At 71.5% G+C, this 15,532-nt stretch carries 15 protein-coding genes; 10 read left to right on the top strand and 5 right to left on the bottom strand.

Features of this window, described 5'->3' with window-relative positions:
- Positions 1 to 10 precede the first annotated feature (10 nt).
- Positions 11 to 658 carry a hypothetical protein gene (locus ACL00U_RS08755; protein ID WP_412873305.1) on the bottom strand — a complete coding sequence of 216 codons (648 nt, stop codon included), beginning with the start codon at positions 656 to 658 and terminating at the stop codon, positions 11 to 13.
- Between the two features lie 321 nt (positions 659 to 979).
- Here ACL00U_RS08755 and ACL00U_RS08760 point away from each other — a divergent pair, with 321 nt between their 5' ends.
- Positions 980 to 1,195, top strand: coding sequence for a hypothetical protein (locus ACL00U_RS08760; RefSeq protein WP_071250731.1), 216 nt, complete (start codon positions 980 to 982; stop codon positions 1,193 to 1,195).
- On the opposite strand, the gene ACL00U_RS08765 is transcribed toward ACL00U_RS08760, so the two are convergent.
- Both ACL00U_RS08765 and ACL00U_RS08770 read right to left on the bottom strand, forming a co-directional pair.
- On the bottom strand, positions 1,192 to 1,929 hold the full coding sequence (locus tag ACL00U_RS08765) for a YidC/Oxa1 family membrane protein insertase (protein ID WP_194590921.1): 738 nt from the start codon (positions 1,927 to 1,929) through the stop codon (positions 1,192 to 1,194). The two genes, ACL00U_RS08760 and ACL00U_RS08765, sit on opposite strands and share 4 nt — an antisense overlap.
- 61 nt (positions 1,930 to 1,990) lie before the next feature.
- Entirely contained in the window at positions 1,991 to 2,284 is a 294-nt protein-coding gene (locus ACL00U_RS08770; RefSeq protein ID WP_412873306.1) for a hypothetical protein, read from the bottom strand.
- A gap of 66 nt (positions 2,285 to 2,350) precedes the next feature.
- Here ACL00U_RS08770 and ybaK point away from each other — a divergent pair, with 66 nt between their 5' ends.
- From ybaK to pdxT, 8 genes are all read left to right on the top strand, one after another.
- Entirely contained in the window at positions 2,351 to 2,836 is a 486-nt protein-coding gene (gene ybaK / locus ACL00U_RS08775; protein WP_042537191.1) for a Cys-tRNA(Pro) deacylase, read from the top strand.
- 95 nt (positions 2,837 to 2,931) lie between these two features.
- Positions 2,932 to 5,541, top strand: a complete 2,610-nt coding sequence (locus ACL00U_RS08780; protein ID WP_412873307.1) for an ATP-dependent Clp protease ATP-binding subunit — start codon at positions 2,932 to 2,934, stop codon at positions 5,539 to 5,541.
- 807 nt (positions 5,542 to 6,348) lie between these two features.
- Positions 6,349 to 6,582: a hypothetical protein gene (locus ACL00U_RS08785; RefSeq protein ID WP_140448051.1), complete on the top strand. Its 234-nt coding sequence runs from the start codon at positions 6,349 to 6,351 to the stop codon at positions 6,580 to 6,582.
- 250 nt (positions 6,583 to 6,832) lie between these two features.
- Positions 6,833 to 7,375 carry an adenine phosphoribosyltransferase gene (locus ACL00U_RS08790; RefSeq protein WP_017887364.1) on the top strand — a complete coding sequence of 181 codons (543 nt, stop codon included), beginning with the start codon at positions 6,833 to 6,835 and terminating at the stop codon, positions 7,373 to 7,375.
- 94 nt (positions 7,376 to 7,469) lie between these two features.
- Positions 7,470 to 9,491 carry a threonine--tRNA ligase gene (gene thrS, locus ACL00U_RS08795; protein WP_412873308.1) on the top strand — a complete coding sequence of 674 codons (2,022 nt, stop codon included), beginning with the start codon at positions 7,470 to 7,472 and terminating at the stop codon, positions 9,489 to 9,491.
- Positions 9,491 to 10,192: an HIT family protein gene (locus ACL00U_RS08800; protein ID WP_231564024.1), complete on the top strand. Its 702-nt coding sequence runs from the start codon at positions 9,491 to 9,493 to the stop codon at positions 10,190 to 10,192. Before thrS ends, ACL00U_RS08800 begins: the two co-directional genes overlap by 1 nt.
- Positions 10,193 to 10,205: 13 nt before the next feature.
- Positions 10,206 to 11,126, top strand: a complete 921-nt coding sequence (pdxS, locus tag ACL00U_RS08805) for a pyridoxal 5'-phosphate synthase lyase subunit PdxS (protein WP_017887361.1) — start codon at positions 10,206 to 10,208, stop codon at positions 11,124 to 11,126.
- Positions 11,116 to 11,727, top strand: a complete 612-nt coding sequence (pdxT, locus tag ACL00U_RS08810; RefSeq protein ID WP_017887360.1) for a pyridoxal 5'-phosphate synthase glutaminase subunit PdxT — start codon at positions 11,116 to 11,118, stop codon at positions 11,725 to 11,727. The genes pdxS and pdxT overlap by 11 nt, the downstream gene beginning before the upstream one ends.
- 96 nt (positions 11,728 to 11,823) lie before the next feature.
- Here pdxT and ACL00U_RS08815 read toward each other — a convergent pair whose 3' ends face one another.
- Together ACL00U_RS08815 and ACL00U_RS08820 are read right to left on the bottom strand one after the other, a co-directional pair.
- Complete coding sequence (locus ACL00U_RS08815) at positions 11,824 to 13,281, bottom strand: tetratricopeptide repeat protein (RefSeq protein WP_263136338.1); 1,458 nt, start codon at positions 13,279 to 13,281, stop codon at positions 11,824 to 11,826.
- Entirely contained in the window at positions 13,281 to 14,597 is a 1,317-nt protein-coding gene (locus ACL00U_RS08820) for an AAA family ATPase (RefSeq protein WP_412873309.1), read from the bottom strand. Before ACL00U_RS08820 ends, ACL00U_RS08815 begins: the two co-directional genes overlap by 1 nt.
- Positions 14,598 to 14,763: 166 nt before the next feature.
- Between ACL00U_RS08820 and ACL00U_RS08825 the strand changes: the two genes are divergently transcribed.
- Positions 14,764 to 15,531 (top strand): YebC/PmpR family DNA-binding transcriptional regulator, encoded by a 768-nt coding sequence (locus ACL00U_RS08825; RefSeq protein WP_017887357.1) that lies wholly within the window; start codon positions 14,764 to 14,766, stop codon positions 15,529 to 15,531.
- The last annotated feature ends 1 nt before the right edge of the window (position 15,532 follow it).

A 15,532-nucleotide genomic window follows, 5' to 3' on the forward strand; every position in this document is an offset into this window, starting at 1 on the left:
GACCGCTCGCTCAGTACTCGTTCGTCACCCGACCCTGGACCCCGCCCCCGCGCAGCTCGATCGTCAACGTGCCGCTCCTGGACTGCGCCGACATCGACACTGAACCGTGCAACGCCGCCTGCCGCGGGAAGCACGCCGTCGACGACTCGATGCGGTCCGCCGTCGCCACCAGGCAGATCGTCGACCGGTCCGTCCCGATGCCGGCCCAGACGTTCCATGGGGTCTCGGCGGTCCCGCCGTCGAGCGCCCGGTTCGTGAAGACCAGTCGCGTCGTGTGCAGGCTCACGGGCGCCGCGACCGGCCCCGGCAGCTGGTCGGCGTACGTCTGCGGCACGTCGAGCAGCTGCTCGAGGGTCACCGTCCCCGGCGTCGGCGTGACGCTCGGCGCGGCTGCGACGTCGGGCTGCGCGGTCCCGACGAGTGTCCCGGCCGCGAACGCCACGCCCACCGCCGCCGCCGCGCCGCCGGCGATCCAGGCGCGTGGTCGCTCCGTCCACAGCCACCGACGCCACCGGGTGCGAGCGGTCGGCACGGCCTGGAGGCCCGGCTCGCCTCCGCCGTCACCCCGCGCCTCGTCGACGTGGTCGCCCCCACCGCCGTCGGTCGGCTCCGGCGCGCCGGCGGGCGCGGGCACGGCCGCCGGCACTGGCCCGGCCACGGGCCCTGGACCCGACCGCGCTGCGGACGGGGCCGACGTGCGGGCCGGTCCCGGGCCTCCCGGCAGTGGATCCCGTGCCGTCGCGACCGGGCGCCTGCGCGGTCGCTGTCCGCGCTCCAGGTCCTGCAGCGCGATCCGGGCGCGCGCCGCGTCCGCCGGGCTCGACCCTGCTCCCCAGGCGACGGCTTCGAGCCGTGCCCGTTCCGCTGCCACGTCGTCGTGGGCCATGCGCACTCCCGCTCTGCCGGTCGCGTGGACAGGTCCATCGTGGCACCGGCCGGCCGTGCGCGCGCACCCAGAACGAGGGAGTAGGCGTGGTGCATGAGCACCGACCCCACGCCGCAGCACGACGCCGACGCCGAGACCCTCGAGCCGCTGAGCCACGACACCCAGTCCGGCGAGGCCGACTACATCGCGACCAGCCCCGGCGGGACCGGCACGGAACGCCACGTGCCGACCGCCGACGAGGAACAGGGTCGCGGCACCGAGTACGACCCGGTCGACCAGGGTCCGCAGCAGGAGGGCCAGGGCGGCTAGCGGACCACCCGGCGCAGTACGGCGCGTTCCCCGTACGTCCAGGCCGCACTCGTCACGACGTAGAGCGCGGCGGCGAGCGGTGCGATCGCCGCGAACACGACCGTGACGAACGGCACGTACCGGCCGACGGCGACCGTCGCGGCGGCCCCGGGCGTGCCGGGCTCCGGCGCCGCCACCGGGTTCCAGTGCAGGTTCGACCGGCGGCTCAGTTCGACGACGACCGCGAGCACCGCCAACAACACCAGCACCACCCAGGCGTGCACCCACAGCGGCGACGTGAGCGTGACGATCAGGGAGTGCCCGAGCGGGACCCCGACGAAGGTGGCGTCCAGCAGGGCGTTCGCGGTGCCGCCGATCGAGGCGTGCGTGAACAGGGCGTAGACGAGCGACACCACGGGTGCCTGCGCGAGGACCGGCAGGCAGCCGGCCAGCGGCGAGACCTTCTCGTCGGTGTAGAGCTGCTGCATCGCCCGCTGCAGGCGCTGGGTGTCGCGGCCGTACCGCTCCCGGAGCGCCGCGAGCTGTGGCGCGAGACGCCGGCGGTCCCGTTCGGCCCGCACCTGCAGCACGGACAGCGGCACGAGCACCAGGCGGGAGGCGAGGGTGAGGAGCACGACGGCGATCGCCGCGGCGAACGAGCCGGCGACGGGGGACAGCGCCGCGGTGAGCGCGGCGACGAGGTCCGCGCCGCCGTGCAGCAGCGGGCCGACGAGGGGCAGGGTGGACAGGTCCATGACGGTTCCGATCGGTGGTGGGTCAGCGGGGTGCGCGTGCGGCCCGGCCACCGGTCGGTGGTCAGGCCGGGGTCGCGGCCCCCGGTGCCCGCGAGCGGACGTGTCCGTCGGCGTCGGGGTGGCTCCACCCGATGCGGGTGACCAGGTCGGGCACGGCGGTCCGATCGGACATCGACGTCGATCCGACGCCGAGGACGGCCGCCAGCACCGCGACGAGCAGGCGCGCGACCACCACGGTCACGGCGACCGCGGTCAGTCCGAGCGCCGCCACCGCCAGCAGGGGCAGGACCCCCGCGGCGGGGTCACCGAGCACCAGCGCGGCGGTGGCGCGGAGCACGAGCAGGACGGCGGTCATGGTCCGTTCAGCGTAACGCCCGCGTGCCGTCGAGGACCGGAAGGTGCGGCGGGGGAGGATCACGGCATGACCGCAGGTTCGCCGAGCACCCCAGCGACCGTCGCGCTCGAGGCGGCCGGGGTCCCGTACACGCCGCACGTGTACGAGCACCACGAGAGTGCCACCAACTTCGGCGAAGAGGCGGCCGCCGCCCTCGGCCTCCGCGAGGAGCAGGTCTTCAAGACCCTGGTCGTCTCGGTCGACGGCGCACTGGCGGTGGCGATCGTGCCGGTGGCGAACCGGCTCGACCTCAAGGCCATCGCCGCGGCGGTCGGGGGCAAGAAGGCGACGTTGGCCGATCCCGCCCTCGCCGAGAAGCGCACGGGCTACGTGGTCGGCGGCATCAGTCCGGTCGGCCAGAAGACCCGGCTCCGCACCGTGCTCGACGAGTCAGCACTGTCGTACGCGAGCATCTTCGTGTCCGGCGGACGTCGCGGCTTCGACGTCGAGGTGGCGCCGACGGACCTCGCGCGGATCACCGAGGCGGTCTCCGCACCCATCGCGCGGACCTGAGTCGAGTCGCCGCAAGTTCATTCCGGAACCGGGAATGACCCGGGCCCTCCTGCGTTGCATTGAGTCGAAGGCACTCAAGTTCCCAGGAGGTCCCTTTGCCAGAGACGTTCGGCCCGACCGGCGGCAACGACTCGTTCGACGAGTTCCTCGCCCGCCTGCTTGCGGCACAACGCACCGGTGACCAGCAGCGCGTCCGCGCGTTCGGTCGACCGGTCGACATCACCCGGCTGCTCAGCCGCCGGACCCACGAGCTGCTCCAGCACACCGCCGAGTTCGCGCTCGCGCAGGGGCAGCGCGAGATCGACGCACTGCACATCCTGCACGTGCTCGTCCGCACCGAACCGTTCGACGCCGTCGTGCGTTCTGCCGGGGTCGACCCCCAGCGCCTCGCCGACGAGATCGAGCAGCGCCTGCCGATGGCGCACGAACCGCTCGCCGAGCAGCCCGGCCGCCCGGCACTGACCGGCACCGCCCAGCGCATCCTCGTCGAGGCGACGCAGGCTGCGCGGGGCTTCGGCAGCACCTACACCGACCCCGAGCACGTCTTCTTCGCGCTCGTGACGGACCAGGAAACCGTGACCGGCCAGCTGCTCGCCAGCGCCGGGATCACCCCGCAGGTCATGCAGGACTACGCCCAGCAGGCCGCGGCAGCAGCACGAGCGGGGCGCTCCATGCCAGGAACCGCTGCGACGACCGGAACGGCCGAGTCCGGTTCCGACAGCGACACCCCGACGCTCGACCAATTCGGCACCGACCTGACCGAGCGCGCCCGTGACGGGCACGTCGACCCGGTGATCGGCCGCGCCGACGAGATCGAGCAGACCGTCGAGATCCTGCTCCGCCGCACCAAGAACAACCCGGTGCTGATCGGTGCGCCCGGCGTCGGCAAGACCGCGATCGTCGAGGGCCTCGCCCAGCGCATCGTCGACGGCGACGTCCCCGCCCTGCTGCAGGGCAAGCGGGTCGTCGCGCTCGACCTGCCCGGCATGCTCTCCGGCACCCGGTACCGCGGCGACTTCGAGGAGCGCCTCACCACGGCGATGGACGAGATCGCGGCGTACGCCGACGAGCTCATCGTCTTCGTCGACGAACTCCACACCGTCGTCGGCGCCGGTGGCGGCGGCGAGGGCGGCTCGATGGACGCCGGCAACATCCTCAAGCCCCGGCTCGCCCGCGGCGACCTGCACCTGGTCGGCGCGACGACGCTCGACGAGTACCGCCGGATCGAGAAGGACGCCGCGCTCGAGCGCCGGTTCCAGCCCGTCACGGTGGGGGAGCCGAACGTCGAGGACGCCGTCGCGATCCTAACCGGCCTCGCCCCGCGCTACGAGGAGCACCACGGCGTCGCCTACACGCCCGAGGCACTCCGCGCCGCGGTCGAGCTCTCGCACCGCTACGTGACCGACCGGCACCTGCCGGACAAGGCCATCGACCTCGTCGACCAGGCCGGTGCACGCCGCCGCCTCGCCCTGTCGGGCGACGTCGACGTCGAGGCACTGCGGGCCCAGGTCGCCGACCTGACCGCCCGCAAGGACAGCGCGGTCGCGGAGGAGCACTACGAGGAAGCGTCCGACCTGCGTGACGAGATCGTCGGACTGGAGGCCCGGATCACCGCCGCCTCGTCGGCGGACGCCAGCCAGACCTCCCGTCCGGAATCCGCGGACACGTCGATTACGGAAGCCGACATCGCCGCCGTGGTGTCCCGTGCCACCGGGATCCCGGTGACCCGACTCGGCTCGGCCGACAAGACGCGGCTCGCCGCGCTCGAGTCCGAGCTGCACGACCGCGTCGTCGGCCAGGACGACGCCGTGCGGGCGATCGCCAAGGCGGTTCGGCGCAGCCGGACCGGCATGGGCGACCCGCGTCGTCCGGTGGGCAGCTTCCTGTTCCTCGGACCGACCGGCGTCGGCAAGACCGAACTCGCGAAGGCCCTGGCGTCGTCGCTGTTCGGTGACGAGTCCGCCATGCTCCGCTTCGACATGAGCGAGTTCGGCGAACGCCACACCGTGTCGCGCCTGGTCGGTGCCCCTCCCGGGTACGTCGGCCACGACGAGGCCGGCCAGCTCACCGAGCGTGTCCGTCGCAACCCGTACTCGGTGATCCTGCTCGACGAGGTCGAGAAGGCCCACCCGGACGTCTTCAACCTGCTGCTGCAGGTGCTCGACGACGGCCGGCTCACCGACGGGCAGGGACGGACGGTCGACTTCCGGAACACCGTCGTCATCATGACGTCGAACATCGGCTCGGAGTTCCTGGCCTCCCGCTCGGGAGCGCTCGGGTTCTCCCCGGTCGGTGCCACGGACGGCTTCGCCGAGGACGACCTGCGGGCCCGCGTCATGGGCAAGCTGCGCGAGGCGATGCGGCCCGAGTTCATCAACCGCATCGACGAGATCGTGCTGTTCCGCAAGCTCGACCGGTCCCAGATCGCGTCGATCGTGTCCCTGCTGCTGCAGGACACGGCGCTCCGGCTGGTCGCACAGGACATGGTCCTGTCGGTGTCCGACGCCGCGGTCGCCTGGCTCGCCGAGCACGGGTACGAGCCGGAGTACGGCGCCCGTCCGCTCCGTCGGCTCATCCAGCGCGAGGTCGACGACCGCATCGCGACACTCGTGGTCGAGGGCGGGGTGACCGCGGGTGACACCGTGCGGATCGACGTCGAGGGTGACTCCCTGACGGCGAGCGTCGCGGAGCACGCCGCGGTCTAGTCCGCTCGCACGCACGCCGGAGGCCCGGTACCGATTCGGTACCGGGCCTCCGGCGTGCTCCGTACGTGCTCCGTGCGTGCTCCGTCACACGGTGCGAGGTTGCCGGCACCGTGCAGGCCTGCGATCCCGCACCGAGCGCGCAGGCTGCCACCGGTCCGCCGAAAGCGCACGGTGCAGCCGACAGGCCCGTCTCCGGTGCACGACGGGAACTCTGCACGCAGCCGGCGAGTCGCCACGAGAACACGAACCTCGCACCGTGATCGGCCTGTTCGGGAATGCAATTCCAGACGTTTTCCGACAAAGGGGTTGCGCTCCGATTTGCGGTGCCGATAGTGTTCACTCGTCGCGAAGGGTCGAACATTCGACCCGGACGACTCCACCAGCTCGAGACCGAAAGGGGGCCGACCATGATGATCGCAACGACCACTCCGTTCCGTGGAATCCGTGGACGCGTCGGTTCCCCGTCCCGCGTCCGCTGACCCGGAGCGTCCCACTCTCCTGACATCTGTGCCTCCGGGCACCCTGCGCTGAGCCGATCTGGCTCGTGCAGCACCGGTTCGTTCGTCCACCGAACGGCTCGACGGCACGTCGATGCGTCCCGTCCGATCTGTACGGACGACGCCGGAAGAATGTCGGTGGGCAGTGCGACGCTCTCGGTGTCGACGCGCATTCCGCGATCGTTGTCCGTACATTTCCGGACCATCCCGGAGTGCATTCTCACGCATTCAATTCTCGCTGCCCGCGATCCGGGCGGTTTCGTCATGCCCGGCACCCGGGCAGCTCTGCCATGCCCTGAAGGGGATCACCGTGTCCACGAAGACCACCACCCGTCCACCCGATACCCGCGCGGTGCGCCGCCGGGTCTCACTCGCCGACCGCATCGCACTCCGCGTCGGGATGTCGCTCATCATCTGGAGCCGACGCACCCGCAAGGAGCGGCCCGAGATCGACCTCGCCACGCTGGCCCGCCTCGAGCGGGAACGCCGACAGCGCGAGACCGACTGGATCACCCAGGGCGCCGCGATGCGGATGTGGCGCTGACCGCAGGCGCTGTCGCCAGCACTGTCGTCGGCACTGTCGTCGGCGTCACGCACGCACGGTGCGTCCTTCCGGAGCCCGTGCGGCCTGAACGGCTCGGTGCGAGGAAACAACCTCGCACCGAGCCATCTTCGGTGAACCGTCCGACGGGACCCACGCCGTGCAGCGAACGGTGGGGCCCGCACGAGGCGACCAGCCTCGCACCATGCGCCGACGTGTCGGACGCAGCCCGGGCCTCCCGTACCGTTGGCGGGTGACCGAAACCGCAGCTGCACTCGTCGAACGCCTCACCGCCCTCGTGCCGGACTTCCCGAAGCCGGGGGTGCTGTTCCGCGACGTGACGCCGGTGTTCTCGGACGCCGTCGCCTTCGGTCGGGTGTGTGAAGCACTCGCGGCACCGTTCGCGGTCGGGGCCGGCTTCGACGCCGTCGCCGGCATCGAGGCCCGTGGCTTCGCACTGGCCGGGGGCATCGCCGCCCAGCACCAGGTCGGTGTGCTCACGGTGCGCAAGGCGGGCAAGCTCCCCGGCGAGGTCCTGAGCGAGCAGTACGCGCTCGAGTACGGCGAGGCCGAACTCGAACTGCGACCGGGTCAGCTGCCCGCAGGCACGCGGGTGCTCGTCGTCGACGACGTCCTGGCCACCGGGGGGACCGGAGCCGCGACCATCACGCTGCTCGAGCGCGCCGGCTACCAGGCGATCGGCTTCGCAGCGCTGCTCGAGCTCGACGGCCTGAACGGACGCGAGCGCCTCGAGCCGCGGCTGCCCGTCGCGACGCTCGGCGCCGTCCCAGCCTGAGCGCCGACGGCCGAGCAGCGCCCGCGGCCGTCCGCACGCGAGCACGTCTCGCACTAGTCTTGACGCACCATTTCGATCGAGGAGTCCCATCATCGTGACCGAGTCAGTCGCACCCGCGCCCGCCGAGCTTCCCCAGGCACCCGAGCCCCGGACCGCGACGACGACCACGACCGGCACCGAGCTCTTCGACGGTGAGCGCGGCATCGTCGCCATCCGCGTCGACGGAGTCCTGAAGGACCTCGCGGCGGACGTGCAGGCGGGCGAGACGGCCGAGCCCGTCACCCTGCAGGAGCAGGACGGGCTCGACATCCTCCGCCACTCGGCCGCCCACGTGCTGGCGCAGGCCGTGCAGCAGATCAACCCGGACGCCAAGCTCGGCATCGGTCCGCCCGTCACCGACGGCTTCTACTACGACTTCGACGTCGCCGAGCCGTTCACCCCCGAAGACCTCAAGGCGATCGAGAAGGGCATGGACCGCATCGTCAAGCAGGCCCAGCGCTTCCGTCGCGTCGTCGTCACCGACGAGCAGGCACGCGAGCTGATGGCGGGGGAGCCGTACAAGCAGGAGCTCATCGGCCTCAAGGGCGCAGCGAGCGACGGCGACTCCGGCGAGAGCGTCGAGGTCGGTGCCGGCGAGCTGACGGTGTACGAGAACGTCGACCCGAAGTCGGGCGAGGTGCTGTGGCAGGACCTCTGCCGCGGCCCGCACGTCCCGCACACCCGTTGGATCGGCAACGCCGCGAAGCTCATGCGCGTCGCCGCTGCCTACTGGCGCGGCTCCGAGAAGAACCCGCAGCTGCAGCGCATCTACGGCACCGCCTGGCCCGACAAGGACCAGCTCAAGGCGTACCTGGTGCGCCTCGAAGAAGCCGCCAAGCGTGACCACCGCAAGCTCGGCGCCGAACTCGACCTGTTCTCGTTTCCCGACGAGATCGGTTCCGGCCTGGCGATCTTCCACCCGAAGGGCGGCATCATCCGTCGCGAGATGGAGGACTACTCGCGCCGTCGGCACGAGGAGAACGGCTACTCGTTCGTCTACACGCCCCACATCACCAAGGGCGACCTGTTCGAGACCTCCGGGCACCTCGGCTGGTACAAGGACGGCATGTTCCCGGCCATGCACATGGACGAGGCACGCGACGAGGACGGCAACGTCACCCGCCAGGGCGCCGACTACTACCTCAAGCCGATGAACTGCCCGATGCACATCCTGGCGTACCGGTCGCAGCCCCGCTCCTACCGCGACCTGCCGCTCCGGATGTTCGAGTTCGGCACGGTGTATCGCAACGAGAAGTCCGGCGTCATCCACGGCCTCACCCGCGTGCGCGGCCTGACCCAGGACGACGCGCACATCTTCACCACGCAGGAGAAGATGAAGGAGGAGCTGACCACGACCCTCGCGTTCGTGCTCTCGCTCCTGCGCGACTACGGCCTCGACGACTTCTACCTCGAGCTCTCCACGAAGGACCCGGAGAAGTACGTCGGTGACGACGAGGTCTGGGACGTCGCGACGGAGACCCTGCGCCAGGTCGCCGAGGAGTCCGGGCTCGAGCTCGTGCCGGACCCGGCGGGTGCGGCGTTCTACGGCCCGAAGATCTCCGTGCAGGCGCGTGACGCCATCGGCCGCACCTGGCAGATGTCGACCGTGCAGCTCGACTTCAACCTGCCCGAGCGGTTCGGCATCGACTACACCGCCGCCGACGGCTCGCGCCAGCGTCCGGTGATGATCCACCGCGCGCTGTTCGGCTCGATCGAGCGCTTCTTCGGTGTCCTCACCGAGCACTACGCGGGTGCGTTCCCGGCGTGGCTGTCGCCCGTCCAGGTCGTCGGCATCCCGGTCGCGGCCGAGTACGGCGACTACCTCGACGAGGTCATCGCGAAGCTCCGCACGCAGGGCGTCCGCGCCGAGGTCGACCACTCGGACGACCGCATGCAGAAGAAGATCCGCACGCACACCAAGGCGAAGGTGCCGTTCCAGCTCATCGCCGGTGGCGACGACCGCGACGCCGGCGCCGTCAGCTTCCGCTTCCGCGACGGTCGCCAGGACAACGCGGTGCCCGTCGACGAGGCCGTGGACCGCATCCTCACCGCGATCCGCGAGCGCACGCAGGTCTGATGACGGACCAGCGGGAGCAGACGGATCTGCCGGGAGGCCCGGATCGCCTCGCGGGGATCGGTCACGTCGACGACGTGGCCGGCTCCTCGGGCCCGCTCGGGTCCGGTGCCGCGGGTTCCGGTGCAGCGGGTTCCGGGTCCGACGACGATCCGCTCGTCATCCGGGACGCCGCGACCGGCGCGGCCGTCCCGGACGCCTTCCAGCGGCTGTGGAACCCGCACCGGATGGCGTACATCGACGCCGGCCGCGAGGGCCGGGGTCGCGGGCACGACGACGACTGCCCGTTCTGCGAAGCCACGCGGAAGTCCGACGAGGACGCCCTGATCGTCGCCCGGGGTGAGCACGCCTACGTGCTGCTCAACCTGTTCCCGTACAACAACGGGCACCTGCTGGTCTGCCCGTACCGGCACGTCCCGCTCTACGACGAGGCGACGCCGGACGAACTGCGCGAGATCGGCGAGCTGACCCAGACCGCGATGCGGGTCCTGCGCGAGGTCTCGCACTGCGACGGCTTCAACATCGGCATGAACCAGGGCGAGGTCGCCGGCGCCGGGGTGGCCGCACACCTGCACCAGCACATCGTTCCGCGGTGGCAGTCCGACGCGAACTTCTTCCCGATCATCGCCCGGACGAAGTCGATGTCGCAGATGCTCGGCGAGACCCGTCGACTCGTCGCCGACGGGTGGCCCGGGGCGCACTAGACTGGTCGGCATCATGAGCGACAGCACCAGCACCTCCGGCACCCCTGGCACCTCGATCACCGGCTCCGACCGCGTCAAGCGCGGCCTGGCCGAGATGCTCAAGGGCGGCGTGATCATGGACGTCGTCGACGCCGAGCAGGCCCGCATCGCGGAAGAAGCCGGTGCGACCGCCGTCATGGCCCTCGAGCGCGTCCCCGCGGACATCCGTGCGCAGGGCGGCGTCGCCCGCATGTCCGACCCCTCGATGATCGAGGAGATCATCGCCGCGGTGTCGATCCCCGTCATGGCGAAGGCCCGCATCGGCCACTTCGTCGAGGCGCAGGTGCTGCAGGAGCTCGGCGTCGACTACATCGACGAGTCCGAGGTGCTGTCCCCGGCCGACTACGTCAACCACATCGACAAGTGGAAGTTCACCACCCCCTTCGTCTGTGGTGCCACCAACCTGGGCGAAGCGCTCCGCCGCATCACCGAGGGCGCAGCCATGATCCGCTCCAAGGGCGAGGCCGGCACGGGTGACGTGTCCGAGGCCACCAAGCACATCCGCACCATCACCAAGGAGATCGCGGCGCTCCGCAACCTGCGCGACGACGAGCTCTACGTCGCCGCCAAGGAGCTCCAGGCCCCGATCGACGTCGTGCAGGAAGTCGCCCGCACCGGCAAGCTCCCCGTCGTCCTGTTCACCGCCGGTGGTGTCGCCACCCCGGCCGACGCCGCGATGATGATGCAGCTCGGCGCCGACGGCGTGTTCGTCGGTTCCGGCATCTTCAAGTCCGGCGACCCGGCGGCCCGTGCCGCTGCGATCGTCAAGGCCACGACCTTCCACGACGACCCGAAGGTCATCGCCGAGGTCTCCCGAGGTCTGGGCGAGGCGATGGTCGGCATCAACGTCGCCGACGTCCCCGCACCGCACCGCCTCGCCGAGCGTGGCTGGTAGTCCGACGAGCGGTGCTCGGCCCCGCGTCGGGGTCCTGGCGCTGCAGGGTGACTTCCGGGAGCACATCGCCTCGCTGACCGAGCTCGGCGCCGACGTGGTGCCACTCCGTCGTCCGGAGGAGATCGAGACCCTCGACGGTGTCGTGATCCCCGGCGGCGAGTCGAGCGTGATGGACAAGCTGTCCCGCGCCTTCGGGGTCGCCGAGCCCCTCGCCGACGCGATCCGTGCCGGGCTTCCCACCTACGGCACCTGCGCCGGGATGATCATGCTGTCGTCGCGGATCACCGACGGCATCAGCGGGCAGCAAACTCTCGACGTGCTCGACACCACGGTGCGGCGCAACGCGTTCGGTGCGCAGAACGACTCGTTCGAGATCGACATCCCGATGCCCGACCTGGGCGAGGCACCGGTGCACGCGGTGTTCATCCGCGCCCCGGTGGTCGAGCAGCGCGGTGACGACGTCCACGTCCTCGGCGCCCTGCCGGACGGGCAGGTCGTCGCAGTGCAGCAGGGCAACGTCATCGCGAGTGCGTTCCACCCCGAGGTCGCTGGCGAGGACCGCTTCCACCGCCGGTTCCTGGACCTGGTCCGCACCGCCTGACCGCGGGGCACGGCGACGTCGGAGCACGGCGACGTCGGAGCACGGCGACGCCGAGCACCGACCACGGAGCACCGAGCGAAGAACCCTGCCCGTCGGTCAGACGACGCCGAGTGCCGTCGCGACCTGCAGGCCGACGGCGCCCACCGCCCCGGTGGCGAACACGCCCGCGAGCACGGCATCCACCACGGCCCGCGGTCGGCGTCGTCCGTCGTCCGCGCGCAGGAGCTCCGCCGAGTACCGGAACACGAACACCCGCGCGGCGAGCAGGAGCGGTACCGACCAGGCTGCCCAGGTGGCGACGGACGGCGCCGACAGTGCGACGTGGAGCCAGGCGGCGAGGGCAGCCAGGCCCCCGAGGAGCGCTCCGGTCCGGTCGCTGTCGTCTTCTCTGCGGCGTCCCCGATCGGCGACCGGTCCGGCCCACAGCCCCGATCGCACCTGCGTCCGCCGCAGGGCGATCGTGATCGCGCTCCGCGCGGCCGACTCGAGCAGGAGGGCGACGGCGAGGACCGCGACGAGCGCGGCGGCAGCGTCGCCGTCCGGTGGCACGGTGCCGGTGAGCAGCACCACCGCGACGACGGTGCCGACGATCCAGGTGACGGCCGTCAGCACGAGGACGACCGGGACGAGCGGGATGCGGCGCACGGTCCGGCGGAGGAGGCCGCGGGGGAACGCCACGAACGAGCCCACCTCGACCACCAGCACCCAGAGGGCCCCGACTCCGGTCACGCCCCAGCCGAGCGTCTTCGTCACGACGTTCGCGCCGCCGCCCGCCGCGACGTGGGCGCCGAGGACCGAGGCGAGCAGCAGCCAGGTGACGACCGCCACCGGGATGGACACGAGGTTCCAGACCCCGTGGTCCACGCGGCGGAGGGCCTCCCACGACCTCGGGTGCTGCGCGAGCACCTGCGCCGCGTTGGCGACCCGCCCCGGCGCAGACAGCACCGATCCCGCCGCGAGCATCACCCACTCGTCGTTCGGATCGAGTTCGAGGGCGCGATCCAGTGCGGCGGTCGCCCGCGCCCGGTAGGTCTCGTCCGTCCAGGCCAGGGCACGGTAACAACCGGCGGCGTCAGCGAGGAGAACGGCGTCGTGCGGGGCCAGTTCGAGTGCCCGGTCGAGGGCGGCCGCGGCCCGCGGCACGTCGGCGAGGGGCCAGATCTGCTCCTCGGTGATGGTGCGTTTGGCCCGGGACCACCGGGTGTACGCGAAGGCCCAGAGCAGGTGCGCCTGCGCCCAGTCGGGGCTGCGTTCGAGCAGGCGGTCGGCGGCGCGCTTGGCCTCGACCCGCTCCTTGGTCTCGAGGAGTGCGTTGATCCGGGTCCACATCGCGCCGGCGTGCTCGGGGTCGATCGCCAGCGCGCGTTCCGCCGCGACCCGGCTGGACGCGTGGTCGTGCCGCGCCCGTTCGGCTCGGGCGAGGCTCGCCCAGAGCCGCACGTCGTCCGGTGCGTCGGCGACCGCCGCCGTGAGCACCGTCCTGGCCTCGTCGGGACGCCCGAACCCGAGCAGGGCGTCCGCGCGTTCGACGACGACGTCGACGGCGTCCACCATCAGAGCTCGCGCTCCTCGCGCAACCACTCGGCCATGTCGTCGTACTCGCCGCTGCTGTTCGAGTACTCGGCCACGTTCCGGGCGGCCTGCACCCAGGGGCCGATGGAGGGCTTGACCTCCTTGAGGGCGTCGCGCAGGTCGGGCATCCGCACCGGTCGCACGGCACCGGACCGGATCGAGTCGGTCATCGCCTTCTCGGCAGCGGTCGTGACGAGGTGCTCGAGGTCGGCGCCGGAGAATCCACGGGTCCGTCGGACGAGGTCCTGGAGGTCGATGCCCTCGATCGGGCGCTTCTGCAGGTGTCCACGGAGGATCGCCTCGCGGGCGTCCTGGTCCGGTGGGCGGACCAGGACCATCCGGTCGAACCGGCCGGGGCGCTTCAGCGCGGCGTCGACGTCCCACGGGTGGTTCGTCGCGGCGAGCACGTAGACGCCGTCGTTCTGCGAGTCGACGCCGTCCATCTCGACGAGGAGCTGGTTCACCACGTTCCGGAACGACGACGACGTGTTGCCGCTGCGCTTCCCGCCGATCGCGTCCATCTCGTCGAAGAACAGCACCGCGGGGGCGTGGCGCCGTGCCTCACGGAAGACGCGGTGGACGTTCTTCTCGCTCTCGCCGATGAACTTGTCGAGCACGTCCGTCAGCGTCACGGACAGGAAGTGCGCACCGAGCTCGCCGGCGATCGCGCGGGCCAGGAACGTCTTGCCGCACCCGGGCGGCCCGTACAGGAGCAGGCCCCCGCGGAGATGCTTGCCGAACGCGGCCGCGATCTCCGGGTGCGCCATCGGCTGCAGGAAGGACTCGTCGATCCGGCGCTTCACGGCCTCGAGTCCACCGACGTCGGCGAGTCGGACGGTCTCGCGCCGGACCTCGACCACGGGGTCGGCGTCCTCGGGCACGGCCGCGACCGTCTCGCCGTCCTCGGTCACCGCCCGCTCGAGGAACGGCGCTTCGGTCGGGTCGGCGATCGACCGCTCCAGCGCCGACCAGTCGATCCCGTCGCCGTGCGTCGGTGTCGCCGGGGCTGCCGTCGGCTCGCCGCTGCCGTCCTCGCCCCCGCCGTCCTCGCCGCTCCCGTCCTCGCCGGGGCTCTGCGGACCGACAGCTGGTGAGGCCGCGGCGGCGAGGGCAGACGCCCGCACGATCCCGGCGGCCTGCTCGTCGTCCGGTGCCTGCTGCAGCACGGTACCCGCCTGCTCGATCGCCTCGCCGTGCCGCCCGGCGTCGGCGAGCAGTTCGGCGTACCGCAGGCGCAGCGCGCGGTCCTCGGGCAGCGCGGTGACGGCCGCGGCGAGTGCGGACAACGGATCGGTCATGCGTCCCCCTGGTGGTTCGTTCCCTGCCGGACCATCGTAGGGCGGTGGACGCGACCGCCCACCGGATCCGCGCCGGCATGACGGAGCCGCGCCGTGCCTCCAGGCCGGTGGACGGCCGGTGGGCCGCTAAACTGAGCGGGACTTTCCGCAATACGCAAGGAGAACCGTGTCCGGGCATTCCAAGTGGGCAACGACCAAGCACAAGAAGGCCGTCATCGACCAGCGCCGTGCCAAGTCGTTCGCCAAGCTGATCAAGAACATCGAGGTCGCCGCGAAGATGGGCGGTGCCGACATGTCCGGCAACCCGACCCTGGTCGACGCCGTGCAGAAGGCGAAGAAGACCTCGGTCCCCAACGACAACATCGACCGCGCCGTCAAGCGCGGTGCGGGTCTCACGGGCGAGACCATCGAGTACACGACGATCATGTACGAGGGCTACGGTCCGAACGGCGTCGCGATGCTGATCGAGTGCCTCACGGACAACAAGAACCGTGCGGCGGCCGAGGTCCGGACCGCGATGTCGCGCAACGGCGGCACCATGGCCGACCCGGGCAGCGTCGCCTACAACTTCTCGCGCAAGGGCGTCATCTCGGTCACGAAGACCGACGGCCTGGACGAGGACACCGTGATGACCGCGGTGCTGGACGCCGGCGTCGAGGACGTCATCGACCAGGGCGGTGGCTTCGAGATCATCACCGAGGCGAGCGACCTGGTCGCAGCCCGCACGGCACTGCAGGACGCCGGGATCGACTACGACTCCGCCGACGCCGAGTTCGTGCCCGGCCTGAAGGTCCCGGTCGACGCCGAGACCGCCCGCAAGGTGTTCCGTCTGATCGACGCGCTCGAGGACTCGGACGACGTGCAGAACGTCTACTCGAACTTCGACATCCCCGCGGACGTCCAGGCCGAGCTCGACGAGGACGAGGGCGAGTAGC

Origin of the sequence: Curtobacterium poinsettiae, from assembly GCF_047226435.1 — a bacterium.
Classification (GTDB): domain Bacteria; phylum Actinomycetota; class Actinomycetes; order Actinomycetales; family Microbacteriaceae; genus Curtobacterium; species Curtobacterium poinsettiae.

Bases quoted from the DNA above. Each gene is read 5' to 3' on its own strand.
- ACL00U_RS08760 (WP_071250731.1), top strand. From the start codon at position 980: ATGAGCACCGACCCCACGCCGCAGCACGACGCCGACGCCGAGACCCTC.
- ACL00U_RS08800 (WP_231564024.1), top strand. From the start codon at position 9,491: ATGACGGACCAGCGGGAGCAGACGGATCTGCCGGGAGGCCCGGATCGC.
- ACL00U_RS08815 (WP_263136338.1), bottom strand. From the start codon at position 13,281: ATGGTGGACGCCGTCGACGTCGTCGTCGAACGCGCGGACGCCCTGCTC.
- ACL00U_RS08765 (WP_194590921.1), bottom strand. From the start codon at position 1,929: ATGGACCTGTCCACCCTGCCCCTCGTCGGCCCGCTGCTGCACGGCGGC.
- ACL00U_RS08820 (WP_412873309.1), bottom strand. From the start codon at position 14,597: ATGACCGATCCGTTGTCCGCACTCGCCGCGGCCGTCACCGCGCTGCCC.
- pdxS (WP_017887361.1), top strand. From the start codon at position 10,206: ATGAGCGACAGCACCAGCACCTCCGGCACCCCTGGCACCTCGATCACC.
- ybaK (WP_042537191.1), top strand. From the start codon at position 2,351: ATGACCGCAGGTTCGCCGAGCACCCCAGCGACCGTCGCGCTCGAGGCG.
- ACL00U_RS08770 (WP_412873306.1), bottom strand. From the start codon at position 2,284: ATGACCGCCGTCCTGCTCGTGCTCCGCGCCACCGCCGCGCTGGTGCTC.